The organism is Nonomuraea sp. KM90 (genome assembly GCF_052246675.1).
Lineage (GTDB): Bacteria > Actinomycetota > Actinomycetes > Streptosporangiales > Streptosporangiaceae > Nonomuraea.
Genome location: NZ_JBQQCB010000018.1, coordinates 62,887 through 76,890, shown reverse-complemented (window position 1 = coordinate 76,890; position 14,004 = coordinate 62,887). Strand labels below are relative to the sequence as shown.

At 71.6% G+C, this 14,004-nt stretch carries 11 protein-coding genes; 8 read left to right on the top strand and 3 right to left on the bottom strand.

From position 1 onward, the window contains the following. The first annotated feature begins 54 nt into the window (after window positions 1-54). Genes ACTWPW_RS21060 through ACTWPW_RS21030 form a run of 7 tightly spaced genes read left to right on the top strand, consistent with a single transcriptional unit; the run spans window position 55 to window position 8,327 of the window. The gene (locus tag ACTWPW_RS21060) at window positions 55-1,221 is read left to right on the top strand and encodes a hypothetical protein (protein ID WP_443169667.1); all 1,167 of its coding nucleotides are present in this window, start codon (window positions 55-57) and stop codon (window positions 1,219-1,221) included. Beyond that, window positions 1,218-3,371 (top strand): tetratricopeptide repeat protein, encoded by a 2,154-nt coding sequence (locus ACTWPW_RS21055; RefSeq protein ID WP_443169666.1) that lies wholly within the window; start codon window positions 1,218-1,220, stop codon window positions 3,369-3,371. The genes ACTWPW_RS21060 and ACTWPW_RS21055 overlap by 4 nt, the downstream gene beginning before the upstream one ends. Beyond that, the gene (locus tag ACTWPW_RS21050) at window positions 3,371-4,219 is read left to right on the top strand and encodes a PP2C family serine/threonine-protein phosphatase (protein ID WP_443169713.1); all 849 of its coding nucleotides are present in this window, start codon (window positions 3,371-3,373) and stop codon (window positions 4,217-4,219) included. Before ACTWPW_RS21055 ends, ACTWPW_RS21050 begins: the two co-directional genes overlap by 1 nt. Continuing rightward, window positions 4,212-5,498, top strand: a complete 1,287-nt coding sequence (locus ACTWPW_RS21045; RefSeq protein WP_443169665.1) for a vWA domain-containing protein — start codon at window positions 4,212-4,214, stop codon at window positions 5,496-5,498. The genes ACTWPW_RS21050 and ACTWPW_RS21045 overlap by 8 nt, the downstream gene beginning before the upstream one ends. Further along, window positions 5,498-6,169: an FHA domain-containing protein gene (locus ACTWPW_RS21040; protein ID WP_375111837.1), complete on the top strand. Its 672-nt coding sequence runs from the start codon at window positions 5,498-5,500 to the stop codon at window positions 6,167-6,169. The genes ACTWPW_RS21045 and ACTWPW_RS21040 overlap by 1 nt, the downstream gene beginning before the upstream one ends. After that, on the top strand, window positions 6,166-7,524 hold the full coding sequence (locus ACTWPW_RS21035; protein WP_375111838.1) for a hypothetical protein: 1,359 nt from the start codon (window positions 6,166-6,168) through the stop codon (window positions 7,522-7,524). The genes ACTWPW_RS21040 and ACTWPW_RS21035 overlap by 4 nt, the downstream gene beginning before the upstream one ends. Further along, window positions 7,521-8,327 carry a transporter substrate-binding domain-containing protein gene (locus ACTWPW_RS21030; RefSeq protein ID WP_375111839.1) on the top strand — a complete coding sequence of 269 codons (807 nt, stop codon included), beginning with the start codon at window positions 7,521-7,523 and terminating at the stop codon, window positions 8,325-8,327. The genes ACTWPW_RS21035 and ACTWPW_RS21030 overlap by 4 nt, the downstream gene beginning before the upstream one ends. Window positions 8,328-8,388: 61 nt before the next feature. On the opposite strand, the gene rpoD is transcribed toward ACTWPW_RS21030, so the two are convergent. Further along, window positions 8,389-9,492: an RNA polymerase sigma factor RpoD gene (gene rpoD / locus ACTWPW_RS21025; protein WP_241563834.1), complete on the bottom strand. Its 1,104-nt coding sequence runs from the start codon at window positions 9,490-9,492 to the stop codon at window positions 8,389-8,391. A 469-nt stretch (window positions 9,493-9,961) separates the two neighbouring features. Next, a complete protein-coding gene (gene dnaG, locus ACTWPW_RS21020; protein ID WP_375111840.1) occupies window positions 9,962-11,803 on the bottom strand; it encodes a DNA primase in 1,842 nt (613 codons plus the stop codon). Between the two features lie 183 nt (window positions 11,804-11,986). Here dnaG and ACTWPW_RS21015 point away from each other — a divergent pair, with 183 nt between their 5' ends. Beyond that, a complete protein-coding gene (locus ACTWPW_RS21015) occupies window positions 11,987-12,868 on the top strand; it encodes a M23 family metallopeptidase (RefSeq protein WP_375111841.1) in 882 nt (293 codons plus the stop codon). Here ACTWPW_RS21015 and ACTWPW_RS21010 read toward each other — a convergent pair. Next, entirely contained in the window at window positions 12,834-13,991 is a 1,158-nt protein-coding gene (locus ACTWPW_RS21010) for an NAD(P)/FAD-dependent oxidoreductase (protein WP_443169664.1), read from the bottom strand. The genes ACTWPW_RS21015 and ACTWPW_RS21010 overlap by 35 nt on opposite strands. Window positions 13,992-14,004: the final 13 nt, after the last annotated feature.

The following is a 14,004-nucleotide window of genomic DNA, read 5'->3' as shown; positions in this document are numbered from 1 at the left end:
ACGGGGGCATCGGGGGGCCTCTTCACGGGGAGCGTGATGAGCCTGGGACCACCAATGAGCAGGGAAGGCGCGGAGCATGCGCTGCGCGCTCGAGCCGACGAACGCGATCGCATCTCCGGCGACCTGCTCGATCTCGAATCCCACACGACCTACCAGTTGTTGAAGGGAGCCTCCTTACGCGGGGCGACCGAACGGCGCTGGGCCGCGGCGCAGGAGTCCCTGGCCGGGCTGTGGTCGCTGTACGACGCCTACCGCGCGGTGCTGCGCGACGCCGAGCAGGTCAGGGCGGCCCGCACCCGGATGGGCGCCGACCAGCTCGCCCGGCTCACCGAGCTGCTGGTGGGCACGTCCGTGGTGGTGCGGGCGGCCGCCAAGCCGGTCGAGCAGCGCTCGCTGCTCCCCCAGGCCGACCAGCGGCTGACGCTCGACGAGACCGTGGCCCGGATGGACGCCGCCTTCCGCGAGGTCACGGCGACGCTCAACGACATCGACGCCGTGTGGAACGCCGTGCTGCCCCGCCTCGACGGCACCGACGCCGACCTGCGCCGGATCCGTGAGCTGGAGCGCGAGCTGGGCGAGGCCGCCGACCTGGGCGGCCAGGAGGCGGAGCTGAAGCGGCTGCGCGCGACGGTGGTCGAGGACCCGCTCGGCGCGGCCGTCGAGCAGGACCTCGACCGGCTGGCCCGCCTGCTGGCCGGCGCCCGCGCGGAGGCCGAGCTGGCGGTGGTGGTCAAGGGCGAGTACGCCAGGCGCCGCGAGGACCTGGTGGCCGCGCTGGACCGGGTGCGCGCGGCCGAGAGCGAGGCCAGGCTGGCCCACGGCGCGGTCGTGGTCAAGATCGCCCTGCCGCCCCAGGCCCAGCCGCGCAGCCGGGTCGACGCGCTGGCCGCCGGGCTGGACGCGCTCGACGCCTCGGCCGACGCCTGGGTGCTGCGGGCCAAGCGGCTGTCGGCGCTGGAGGGCGAGGCCCGCCAGGCGGCCGAGCAGGCCCAGGCCACCGCCAAGGCGCTGTACGGGCTGGTCGGCCGCCGTGACGAGCTGCGCGGGCGGCTCGGCGCCTGCCAGGTGATGGCGGTGCGCAAGGGCCTGGCCGAGGACCCGGCCACATCGGAGCTGTACGAACGGGCGCGCGTGCTGTTGTGGAGCGCGCCCTGCGATCTGACGACGGCGGCCGCGGCCGTCGAGAACTACCAGCGCGCGATCCACGGAGGTAAGCGATGACCCGCTGCGCGCAGCCGGGCTGCACCGGGACGATCGAGGACGGCTACTGCGACCTCTGCGGCCACGCCGAGGTCTCACCACCCGTGCCCGCCCAGGTCCCCGCCCAGACGTCCACCCAGGCGTCCGGCCCGTCCTCGGAGCCCTTCCGGACCCAACCGGCGGGCAGGTCGATGAGCTCCCCGGTGAGCAGCGGCAGGTCGCGGGCTGGTGTGCTGGCCACCATCGCCGACCTGCCGTCGGTGCCCTACCGCGACCCGTCCACCGCCGTGATGGCCAACCCCGAGGTGCCCGAGGAGAAGAGGTACTGCGCCAACCCGGCGTGCGGGCAGCCGGTGGGGCGCTCCCGCGAAGGGCGGCCGGGGCTGACGGACGGGTTCTGCCCGCACTGCCGTACCCAGTTCTCCTTCACCCCCAAGCTCGGCAAGGACGACCTGGTGGCGGGCCAGTACCGGGTGCTGGGCTGCCTGGCGCACGGCGGTCTCGGCTGGATCTACCTGGCCTCCGACGAGAACCTCGACGGCCGGTGGGTGGTGCTCAAGGGCCTGCTCAACACCATGGACGCCGAGGCGCTGGCGGCGGCGGAGGCCGAGCGGAAGTTCCTGACCACGGTCGACCACCCCAACATCGTCAAGATCTTCAACTTCCAGCGCTCGGCCGGGCTCGGCTACATCGTCATGGAGTACGTCGGCGGCCAGTCGCTGCACGAGCTGCGCCGTCAGGGCCCGCTGCCGCTGCGCGAGGTCCTGCTGTACGGCCGGGAGATCCTCCAGGCGTTCGGCTACCTGCACGAGAACGGCCTGGTCTACTGCGACCTCAAGCCGGCGAACGTGATCAGGGTCGGCAGGCGGCTCAAGCTCATCGACCTGGGGGCCGTACAGCCTTTCGGCTCGCCGGTGGGCTCGTCGTGGGTCACGACCGGCTACCACGCGCCCGAGCTGAGCAGCCAGCCGTCGTCGGTGGCCTCCGACCTCTACACCGTGGCCAGGACGCTGGCGGTGCTGGCGACCTCAGGGTTCAGCCCGGCGTCGGGCGGGAAGGCCAACCCGCTGCCGGTGGACTGCGGGCACCCGTCGTTCACCCGGCTGCTGCGCAAGGCGACCGCGGCGAACCCGGCCGACAGGTTCCAGAGCGCGTGGGAGATGGAGGAGCAGCTCATCGGCGTGCTGCGCGAGGTCAGCGCGCTGGAGGACGGGGTGCCGTACCCGGCGCTCTCGACGCTGTTCGGACCGGAGCGCGGGGCGGTCGGGACCGCGCTGTCGGAGGACGGCGGCCAGGTGTTCGGGCCGCTCGACCCGGTGGCGGTGGCGGCCGCGCTGCCGGTGCCGCTGGTGGATCCGGCCGACCCGGCCGCCGGCTCGCTGGCCGGGCTGCTCGGCCGCGACGGCAGGGGGCTGATCGACCAGCTCGCCGCGCTGCCGCAGACTCCCGAGACGAAGCTGATGCGGGTCAGGCTGCTGGCCGAGGCGGGCGCGGCGGAGACGCCGGCCGCGCTGAACGAGCTGGACGGGGTGCTGCCGGGCGACTGGCGGGTCACCTGGTACCGCGGGGTGCACGCGCTGGCCACCGGGCAGGCCGACCAGGCGGTGTCGATGTTCGACGCCTGCCTGTCGCAGGTGCCCGGCGAGGCTGCGCCCAAGCTGGCGCTGGCGTTCGCGCTGGAATGCGCGGGCAAGCCGGCGACCTCCTGGTACGAGCTCGTCTGGCGCACCGACCGCTCCTACGTCAGCGCGGCGTTCGGGCTGGCCAGGCTGGGCCGGATGAGTGTGCTGGACGAGGTGCCCGCCTCGTCGGTCTACCGGGTGGCGGCGCAGGTGGCGCTGGCGGCCTCGGTGGCGCGGCGGCCCGACCCGGCCACGGCGACCCCCGACGACCTGATCCGCGCGGTCGACCGCGTGACCGGCCAGGGCGACCTCGACGCGCGCCGCCGCGACCTGCTCATCGCCGAGTTGCTGGAGTCGGCGGTGACGCACATCGGCGGGAGCCCGGTGCGGGCGAACCTGACGGTGGCCGGGGTGCCGTTCACCGAGCCGGCCCTGCGCCGGCGGCTGGAGGGCATCTACCGGAAGCTGGCCTCCGGCGCGCATTCACGCCAGGAGCGCCACGCGCTCATCGACCAGGCGAACGCCGTACGACCGAGGACGTGGTTGTGATGGACGGCCAGGACCTCACCCCCCGGGCGGCCTGCCCCGTGTGCGAGGCGCCCGTGCTGGCGGGCGACGTCTACTGCGAGGCGTGCGGCCACACCCTGGGCGCCCCGGCGTGCGCCTCCTGCGGCGCGGCGGCCGTCGACGCGGAGGGCTACTGCGAGCGGTGCGGCGCCCGCCAGCCCACCGGCCGGGACCATGCCGAGACGGTGCTGCCCGGCGGCGCGGCGGCGGTGACCGACAAGGGCCTGCGGCGCAGCCGCAACGAGGACGCGATGGCGTTGGTCGAGGCGGACGGCTCGGTCGTGACCGTGGTGTGCGACGGCGTGGGCAGCTCGCCCAGGGCCGACGAGGCGTCCGCGGTGGCCGTCGAGACCGCGGTCGCGGCACTGGCCAGGGGGGTGCCGCAACAGGAGGCGTTCGAGCTGGCGGGCCGGGCCGTGGCCAAGCTGGCGACCTCGGTGGACGACGCCCCGGCCTGCACGTACGTCTCCGCCGTGGTCGGCCGGGACGGCCGGGTCACGCTCGGCTGGGCCGGCGACACGCGTGCGTACCTGCTGCCCGGCGGCACCCTGCTGACCGAGGACGACGTGGTGGAGACCGGCGAGATCACCGCCTGGCTGGGCGCCGACGCCGGCGACGTCGGCCTGCACGTGCGCACCCTCGACCCGCAGGGCGCCGGGCTGCTGCTCGTCTGCAGCGACGGCCTGTGGCGCTATCTGGACGGCTACGCCTTCCCCGCCTCCGGCACCCCCATCGAGATGGCCCGCGAGATGCTGCGCCACGCGCTGGACTCCGGCGGCCAGGACAACGTGACGATTGCTTTGATCCCCCTAGGAGAGTCGCATGGGTGACCAGCCCGCTTTCACGCTGAACATCGACCAGAACAAGTACCTCCCCCTTGACGGCCGCGAGGTGCACGCGATCCTCACCGTCGGCTCGACCGGCGGCGCGACCGTCCAGGCGGCCCCCGCGGAGGCGGCCGAGGTGATCATCATTGACACGTCGGGCTCGATGAGCGGCAGCAAGATCCGCGAGGCCAGGCAGGCGGCCGCGACCGCCGTGCAGACCCTGCGCGACGGCGTCCACTTCGCGGTGATCGCCGGCACGGAGTCGGCCAGGGTCGTCTACCCCGGCGGCCATGCCAACCTGGTCAAGGCGAGCCCGGCCACCAGGGCCGAGGCCGAGCGGGCCATCAGCCGGCTGAGCGCGCACGGCGGCACCGCCATGGGCGAGTGGATCAAGCTGGCGGGCCACCTGCTGACCGCGCATCCCTCGGCGATCAGGCACGCGCTGCTCATGACCGACGGCCAGAACAACGAGCGCCCCGAGGTGTTCGCCTCGGTGCTGTCGGGGTGGAGCGGCAAGTTCGTGGCCGACTGCCTGGGCGTCGGCGACGACTGGGTGCCGGCCGAGCTGCGGAAGGTGGCCGAGGCGATGCTCGGCACGTTCGACTTCGTCCGTAACCAGGGGGATCTGCCGGAGTTCTTCCGCCGGCTCACGCAGACGTCGATGAGCAAGACCGTGGCCGAGCTGTCGCTGCGGGTGTGGGTGCCGCAGACCGCGACGCTGAAGTTCGTCAAGCAGGTCTCCCCCACACTGCTCGACCTGACCGGCAAGCGTACCGACGTCAACCCGCTGACCGGCGACTACCCGACCGGGTCCTGGGGCGCGGAGGAGCGCGAATACCACGTCTGCGTGGAGGTGCCGCCGGGGCAGGTCGGGCAGGAGATCCGGGCCGGGTGGGTCAAGCTCGTACGCCCCGACACCCAGGAGGTCGTGGCCAGCGGCAACGTGCTGGCCCAGTGGACCGACGACCTGGCGGCGTCCACCCGCATCAACGGGAAGGTCGCCCACTACACCGGCCAGGCCGAGCTGCACGAGCTGATCCAGGACGGGCTCAGCGCCCGGGCCATGGGCGACGTCGACACCGCGACCGCCCGCCTGGCCAAGGCGCGGCAGATCGCCGCCGACTCGGGGCGCGAGGACACCGCCCGGTTGCTGGAGAAGGTGGTGGAGGTGGATCCGGCCACCGGCACGGCCCGGCTGCGCCGGAACGTGGACAAGGCCGACGAGATCGAGCTCGACACCGGCTCCGTGCGGACGAGCCGGTTGCGCAAGGAAGGAAGCTGATGGCGACCTGCCCGCAGGGGCATCCGTCGGGCGCCGACGACTACTGCGATGTCTGCGGCACCCAGATGGCCGGGACGCCCCAGCCCCACCCCCAGCCCTCGTCCCAGCCCCAGCCCCAGCCCCAGGCCCAGGCACAGGCCCACGCTCAGCCGCAGGCGGGCGCCGAGAGCTGCCCGATCTGCCAGACGCCGCGCGCCGGGCAGTTCTGCGAGGTGTGCGGCCACGACTACAGCGGCGCCGCCCCCGTCCAGATCCCCGTGACGGGCGCCCGGTGGGAGGCGGTCACCGCGGCCGACCGTACGTACTACGAGAAGGTCATCGCCGAGGGCGGGCCGGACGCCGACGCGGTGGCCTTCCCGCCGTACTGCCCGGAGCGGTCGTTCGCGCTGCACGGCGAGCAGGTGCGCATCGGGCGGCGCAGCCGGGCCAGGAACCTGGCGCCGGAGATCGACCTGACCGGGCCGCCGGAGGACCCGGGCGTCTCGCACCTGCACGCCGTGCTGCTGTCCCAGCCGGACGGCTCGTGGCTGGTGGTGGACCCCGGCTCGTCCAACGGCACCCAGGTGAACGGCCGGCCCCTCAAGGTGAACGTGCCCGTCCGGGTCGGCCCCGGCGACCGCATCCACCTGGGCGCGTGGACCGTCATCACCATCAGGGAGGGCACCCCGTGACCGTGGTGCAGACCCGGCCCGCCCCCGTGGCGGTGCGCCGGAGCGTGCCCGGCAGGATCCGCGTCATCTCCGGCGTCACGGTCGCCTCGCTGGCCCTGCTCTTCGCCGCGCTCGCCGTGGGCAGCGCGAGCGCCCGCGACGGGCTGCGGGTCATCGGCCGCGACGCCGGCCCGCAGGTGGTCGCCACCGCCGGGCTCTACCTCGCGCTGAGCGACATGGACGCGCAGGTGGCCAACGTGCTCGTGATGGGCCAGGCCTACCCGGAGCAACGCCGGGCCGCGCTCGCCCAGTACGCGGCGCAGCGGCGCGAGGCCAACCGGGCGCTGCTGAAGGCGTTCGAGCTGTCGGGCGACAACCAGGCGGAGCGCACGACCGTGCAGTCCGTGCTCGACGGGCTCGGCGAGTACGAGCGGCTGGCCGGGCAGGCGCTGCTGCTGGACGAGCGGTCGGGGCATGCGCCCGGGCCGCCGCCGCAGGAGGTGGTGCGGACCTACCGGCAGGCCACCGACCTGATGCGGCTGGTGCTGCTGCCGCAGGCGTACAACCTGACCCTGGAGAGCGGCACGATCGTGCGCGCCACCTACGACGAGAAGGCGGTGATCGTACCGCTCGTCCGGGTCGCGGTGCTGCTGGCCGGGCTGCTCGCCCTGGGGTGCCTGATCTGGCTGCAGGTCTTCCTGGCGCGGCGCTTCCGCCGGGTGTTCGGGCCCGCGCTGCTGGTCGCCACGGTGACGACCGCGGTGGCGCTGTTCTTCGGGCTGACCGTGCTCGCGCAGGACGAGGACGCCCTGCGTACGGCCAAGGCGGCCGGGTTCGACTCGGTGCTGACCCTGGCCAAGGCCCGGGCGATCAGCAACAGCATGCAGGGCGACCAGAGCCGCTACCTGCTGGACAAGGAGCGGGCCGACACCTACGAGCACACGTTCCTGGACAAGTCGATGTCGGTCATCTACTACGACGCGGGCAACCTGCGGACCTACCACGAGGCGGTGGCCAAGGGGTCGAAGGACTTCCTCGGCATGCTGGGGCCGGAGATCGTCGGCAGGCAGGGAGAGGCGGTGTTCCAGGCGTACCGGGACTTCCAGAACGCCGACACCGCCTTCCGCGAGCTCGCCACGAGCGGCCGGACCGGCGAGGCGGTCGAGGCGCGGCTCAAGACGGTCACGACGGCGTTCGCCTCCTACGACCGGGCGCTGGTGGCGCTGGCGGACACGCACCAGAACGTGTTCCGGCGGGCGATCGAGACCGGCGAGGGCGCGCTGGACAACCTGTGGCGGCTGCTCCCCTACGCCATCGGCGCGATCGGGGTGCTGGTGATCGCCGGGGTGTGGCCACGACTCAAGGAGTACCGGTGAAGCGGGTGCTGGCGGTGGTGCTGGCCCTGGCCGCGATGGCGGTCACGGGCTGCGGGATGGGCGGGGACGAGTCGATCCTCGACAAGGACCGGCTCGTCATCGGGGTCCGCTCCGACCTGCCCTCGGTCGGGTTCCGCAAGTCCGACGGCACGTTCGAGGGCTTCGACGTGGACGTGGCCCGCTACGTCGCGGACAAGCTCGGCAAGGAGGCGACGTTCCTGGGCGTGCTGGCCGCCGACCGGGAGAAGGTGCTCGGCAACGGGCGGGCCGACCTGGTGGTGGCCACGTTCACGATCGACCAGGAACGCAAGCGGAGGGTGTTGTTCGCCGGGCCGTACCACATCTCCTACCAGGACATCCTGACCCGGCCCGGCGAGACGATCGCGAACGTGCGCGACCTCGAGGGCCGCAGGATCTGCGAGGTCAAGGGCTCGAACGCGGCCCAGCGGGTCGTGGCGGAGCGGGGGGTGGCGGCGCAGGTCGTGCCGTTCCCCGACTACAAGCAGTGCCTGGCGGCGCTGAAGGGCCGCCAGGTGGACGCGGTCACCACCAACGACGTCATCCTGGCCGGCCTGGCCGAGCAGGACGGCTCGGGGCTGCGGCTGGCCAACGCGCAGTTCAACGAGCAGCGCAGCGGGATCGGGATGGCCAGGGGCGACGTGCCCGGGTGCGAGGCGGTGAACCGGGCGATCACCGACATGTACCAGGACGGGACGGCGGAGAAGCTGCTGCGCAAGTGGTTCACCAGGTCGGGGCTGAAGTTCACCACGATCGCGGTGCCGCAGTTCGAGGGCTGCTCCTGAGAACGACGCCGGCCCGGGCGGCTAGGTGCCACCCGGGCCGGCGTCCACGTGCTTCGCGGGGTCAGTCCAGGTAGTCCCGCAACATCTGCGCGCGCGTCGGGTGGCGGAGCTTGGCCAGCGTCTTCGACTCGATCTGGCGGATGCGCTCCCGCGTGACGCCGAACTCCCTGCCCACCTCCTCCAGCGTGCGCGGATGCCCGTCGGCCAGGCCGAAGCGGAGCTGGATGATGCGCTGCTCGCGGTCGGACAGCGTGGCGAGGATGTCGTCGAGCTGGTCCTGCAGCATGATGAAGGCCGCGGCCTCCATGGGCACGACAGCGTCGGCATCCTCGATGAAGTCTCCGAGGTCGGAGTCCTCCTCGCCGATCGGCGACTGCAGCGACACGGGCTCCTGGGCGATGCGCTGGATCTCCACCACGCGATCGACAGGGAGATCCATCTCCTTGGCGATCTCCTCGGGGATCGGCTCGCGGCCGAGGTCCTGGTGGAGCTGGCGCTGCACCCTGACGAGCTTGTTGATGGTCTCCACCATGTGCACCGGGATGCGGATCGTACGAGCCTGGTCGGCGATCGCCCGGGTGATCGCCTGTCTGATCCACCAGGTGGCGTAGGTGGAGAACTTGTAGCCCTTCGTGTAGTCGAACTTCTCGACCGCCCGGATGAGCCCGAGGTTGCCCTCCTGGATCAGGTCCAGGAACAACATTCCGCGGCCCACGTACCGCTTGGCGATCGACACCACGAGCCTGAGGTTGGCTTCGATGAGCCGCTGTTTGGCTCGGGTGCCCTGCCAGACGAGCTCCCTGAACTCCGGGAAGGCCAGACGCGAGACCCCGTTGGCCAGCTTGTCCTCGGCGAACAGGCCGGCTTCGATCGACTTGGCGAGCTCCACCTCCTCCTCGGCGGTCAGCAGTGGCACACGGCCGATCTCCCGCAGATAAATACGGACAAGATCGCTGGTCGGCGCCCGCTTGCCTACGTCTTCCTCATCGGCGCGGGTGGACTCCTCGTCGCCCTGGGGCTCGAGGACCTCCACGCCGTTCTCGGCGAGCATCCGCACGACGCGTTCCAGCGCGTCGGACGGCAACTCTGATCGGTCAAGCGCGGCTGCGACGTCATCGACGGTTACGCTTCCGCGCTCCCTTCCCTTCGCGACGAGGTCCGCCACCTGATCTACCGATGGCGGCCCGCTTGGCAGCACCGATGCACCCACGGGAGACAGTCTGCAGTATTGGTTCCATCAAATGGCAGACCCATTTTTGTCACCGAAGGTAAGACGATCGTCCTTACCGAATTGAGATCGCTATAAGGTTTAGCCCGAGTTTGATCAGGAAAGTAAAGTCAATTACGCGGTCTGGATTCACGCGCCCGGCGACGCTCTCAGGTCGGACGCAACTCTTTCGCTGCCCGGATGGCGTTGTCCTCCCGCTTTGTCGCATGTTGGACCGCACCAAATTTCCTGGTCAACCACCCTGGTTTGCCGCTTGCGATCGCCGCCGAACTGTTACCAACGGGCGGCGGGATGCACCCCGCGGGCGGGGTGCCGCGCTCCGCCACGTCGCGGCCCACGCGCTCACCGTGACCGGGCGCGGGGCCGATGTGCCGGGGGCAGGCGCCGCCCTCGCCCCGGCGGGAGGTCAGCTTCCGGCGGCGCGGTCGCGCAGGACCCGGCGCTGCTGCTCCAGCGCCACCAGCTCCCCGAACAGCTTGTTGTACTCCTGCTGCTCCTCCACCGGATTCAGCCGCTGGATCCGCGACTTCACCTGCGCGATGGCCCGATCCACCGCGATGGCCTCGATGGCCGCCAGCATCGCCCCGGCATAGCGCTCCTCGGCGTGGGCGTCGGCCTGGATCGGCTCCACCGCGAACCGGGTCACCAGCCCCCGCGCCCCCTCCTCGTGCGCGTGCTCCAGCAGCCGGTCCACCCACTCGCGCCCGCCGTGCCCGGCCGCCGTGAGGCCGCCGGCCGCGGTGATCACCTTGTGCAGAGCGACGTGGTCGGGAGCCGTGAAGGCCTGCGGGTCGAGCGCGTCGAAGCGGGGCCCGAGCAGAGCCGGGCGCTGCACGGCCAGTTTGAGCAGCTCACCCTCCACGCGCACGCTCGGGTCGAGCGGCGCCGCCTGGGGGGCGCGCTGGCGGCGGCCCTGCTGGGCGCCGGACACCTCGGAGATGCGCTGCATGACGAACCGCTCGTCCATGAACCCCAGCCACCGGTCCAGGTCGATGGCGTAGCGCTTACGCAGCCCCACGTCCTTGATCCCGGCCACGATCGGCGCGGCGGCGTCGAGGGCGGCGATCTTGCCTTCGTTGCTGCGCAGGTCGTAGCGGGAGATCGTGCTCCTGATCGCGAACTGGAACAGCGGCTCCCGGCTCGCGATCAGATCCCGCACGGCCGCGTCGCCCTGCTTGATGCGCAGATCGCACGGGTCGAGCCCGTCGCTCTGCACCGCCACGTAGGTCTGCGTGACGAACTTCTGCTCGTCGGCGAACGCCCGCAGCGCCGCCTTCTGCCCCGCCGCGTCGCCGTCGAAGGTGAAGATGACCTCCCCCCGGAACTCGGCCTGGTCGAGCAGGAACCGCCGCAGGATCTTGATGTGCTCCTCGCCGAACGAGGTGCCGCAGGTGGCCACGGCGGTCGGCACCCCGGCGAGATGGCAGGCCATCACGTCGGTGTATCCCTCGACGATCACCGCCTGCGCCCGCTTGGAGATCTCCCGTTTCGCAAGATCAATGCCATAAAGCACCTGGCTCTTCTTGTAAAGCGGCGAGTCAGGCGTATTCAGATATTTCGGGCCATCATCGGAATCAAGCAACTTCCGTGCACCAAAGCCGATCACATCGCCCGTAGCATCCCGGATAGGCCAGATCAGCCGCCCCCGGAACCGGTCGATCGGCCCCCGCCGCCCCTCCTTGACCAGCCCGCCCTTCACCAGTTCGTCGGCGCTGAAGCCGCGCCCCAGGAGATGGCGGCTGAGCGCCTCCCACTCGGCGGGCGCGTAGCCGACCCCGAACATCTCCGCGTCGGCCCGCTCGAACCCGCGCTCCGACAGGAACCGCCGCCCGGGCGCCGCGTCGGGCGCCATCAGCTTGTCGGCGTAGAACTCGGCCGCCACCCGGTGCGCCTCGATCAGCCTGGCCCGCTCGCCGTGGTCGCGCCTGGGGACGTAGCCGCCCTGCTCGTACTGGAGCTGGATCCCGGCCCGCTGCGCCAGCCGCTCGACGGCCTCGCCGAACGACAGGTGCTCGATCTTCTCGACGAACGTGATCACGTCGCCGCCTTCGGAACAGCCGAAGCAGAAGAACATCCCGCGCTCGGGGGTGACGTTGAACGACGGGCTCTTCTCGTCGTGGAACGGGCACAACCCCTTGAGGTTGCCGCCTCCGGCGTTGCGCAACTGGATGTGCTCGCCGATCACGTCGGCGATGGGTGAACGCTCGCGTACGAGCGCGATGTCGACATCACGGATCCGGCCAGCCACGCCGGTGAGTCTATTCGGCCCCACCGACGGTTCCCGCCTCCTCGGGTGTCCCCGGCATGGGAAGCGGGGAGGAAGGCGAGGGTTACCTCTGGGCTGCTAAAGGGGGAAAGCGGTTATGCGAGGTCCGCCGGTCGGCTACAAAGGTAAAGGTTGTCGGTGGAAACGGTGACACGGGTGGAGATCATGCGATCGGGGCATATCGGACGATGGGCGGCCGTCACGGGCGCCGTGCTGCTGACCGCTGCCTGCACCCAGACGACAGGACTGGCGGGGGTCAGCGCCGGCTCGCCCACCACGGCCCCGATCACGGGCACCCCGGCGGTCACCGCCACGATCCCCAGCCCGACCCCCGAGCACCAGGCGGCCGAGCAGCCGCCCGCGGGCGAGGACCCGGTCAAGGTGCCGCCGCCGAAGCTGTCGAAACACACCTACACGTTCCCCGTGAAGGACTGCAAGACGACCTACCAGCGCAAGCTGCTCGTGCTGCCCAAGACGACGATCTGGGCCGGTCAGGGGTGCGCGTTCGTGGCGCCCGTCGACGGGGTCGTGGACGAGGTGAACCTGCAGAACCGGTGGAGCCCCGCCACGGACGCGGGGGCCGACCGCGAGGGCAGGTTCGTCACCATCATCGGTGACGACGGCGTCCGCTACCTCGGCGGCCACCTCGACTCGGTGGCCGACGGCATCAGGCCGGGCGTCCGGGTCAAGGGGGGCCAGCTGCTCGGCCGGGTGGGCACGACGGGCAACGCCCGCGACACCGGGCCGAACCTCTACTTCGCGATCTCGTGGAAGACCGGCCCGGCCTTCTGGTGGGTACGCCGGGGCATGGTCAAGCCGTGGGACTACCTCGACGCCTGGCAGAAGGGCAACCGTACGCTCTCCCCCAGGGAGGAGACGCTGGAGCTGCGCGGCAAGCTCGGCGAGACACCGAGGTGCACGGTGCAGTGCACGTCGAAGAAGGTGCCGCAGGCCAGCAAGACCCCGCGGCCCCAGACCACCAAGAAGCAGGACGACGACGGTGTCGTCACCGTCACCCCGTCGATAGCTCCTTTTGGTCAACGATGACGCCCGACTTGATGAGCTCCTGGATCTCGTCGACGACGTCCCAGACGTTGACGTTCATGCCGGCGACCACCCGGCCGCCGCGCAGCCAGTAGGCGATGAACTCCAGGCTCTCGGGGTCACCCCGGTAGACGATCTCGTCGTGGCCCTCGATGTCGCCGGAGAACTCCATGCCCAGGTCGTACTGGTCGGTGAAGAAGTACGGGAGCATGTCGTGGGCCACGTCCTGGCCGAGCATGGACCTGGCGGCGACCGGGCCGCCGTGCAGGGCGTTGGCCCAGTGCTCCACCCGGATGCGGCGGTCGTACGACGGGTGGAAGAACTCCGCGACGTCGCCCGCCGCGAACACGTCGGGGTGCGAGGTGCGCAGGGCGGCGTCCGTGAGGATGCCCTGGCCGACGTCGAGCCCGGCGTCGCGGGCGAGCCAGACCTCCGGCGCGGCGCCGATGCCGACCACGACGAGGTCGGCGGTCAGCCGCTCGCCGGAGCTGAGCCGCACGCCGGTCTCGGTGATCTCCGCGGCGGCCGTGCCGAAGCGCAGCTCCACGCCCTTGCTCGCGTGCAGGCGGGCGAACAGGCCGCCCAGCTCGGGGCCGAGCGCCCGGTTGAGCGCCGTGGGCTCGGGCTCGACGACGGTGACCTCGCAGCCGGCCGTACGCGCCGCCGCGGCCGTCTCCAGCCCGATCCAGGACGCGCCGACGACGAGCACCGAGGCGCCCTCGGTGAAGCGGGCCTTGAGCGCCTCGCTGTCCTCGACGGTACGCAGGTAGTACGCGGGCCCGGGCAGGCGTCTGGGCACCGCGCCGGTCGCGACGAGCAACTTGTCGTACGGCTGGCGCGACCCGTCCCCGAGCCGGACCAGGTGATGATCTAGCTCGATCCGCGTGACCCGCAGGCCGAGCCGCAGATCCACGCCGTTGTCCGCGTACCAGTCGGGGGCGTGGACGAAGATGCCGTCCCGCTCGCTCCTGCCCTGGAGATAGTCCTTGGACAGGGGAGGTCTCTCGTAGGGCCGTTCGGTCTCCGCGCCGATGAGCACGATCTCTCCGTCGAAGCCCTCCTCGCGCAGCGTCTGCGCTGCCTTGGCTCCGGCCAGCCCGGCTCCGACGATCACAAATGTGGCCATGGGCGCAGTATCC

What these genes read in the sequence shown, in the direction of transcription:
- ACTWPW_RS21060 (WP_443169667.1), top strand. Translation starts at nt 55, where the DNA reads ATGAGCAGGGAAGGCGCGGAGCATGCGCTGCGCGCTCGAGCCGACGAA.
- ACTWPW_RS21055 (WP_443169666.1), top strand. Translation starts at nt 1,218, where the DNA reads ATGACCCGCTGCGCGCAGCCGGGCTGCACCGGGACGATCGAGGACGGC.
- ACTWPW_RS21050 (WP_443169713.1), top strand. Translation starts at nt 3,371, where the DNA reads ATGGACGGCCAGGACCTCACCCCCCGGGCGGCCTGCCCCGTGTGCGAG.
- ACTWPW_RS21045 (WP_443169665.1), top strand. Translation starts at nt 4,212, where the DNA reads ATGGGTGACCAGCCCGCTTTCACGCTGAACATCGACCAGAACAAGTAC.
- ACTWPW_RS21040 (WP_375111837.1), top strand. Translation starts at nt 5,498, where the DNA reads ATGGCGACCTGCCCGCAGGGGCATCCGTCGGGCGCCGACGACTACTGC.
- ACTWPW_RS21015 (WP_375111841.1), top strand. Translation starts at nt 11,987, where the DNA reads ATGCGATCGGGGCATATCGGACGATGGGCGGCCGTCACGGGCGCCGTG.
- ACTWPW_RS21010 (WP_443169664.1), bottom strand. Translation starts at nt 13,991, where the DNA reads ATGGCCACATTTGTGATCGTCGGAGCCGGGCTGGCCGGAGCCAAGGCA.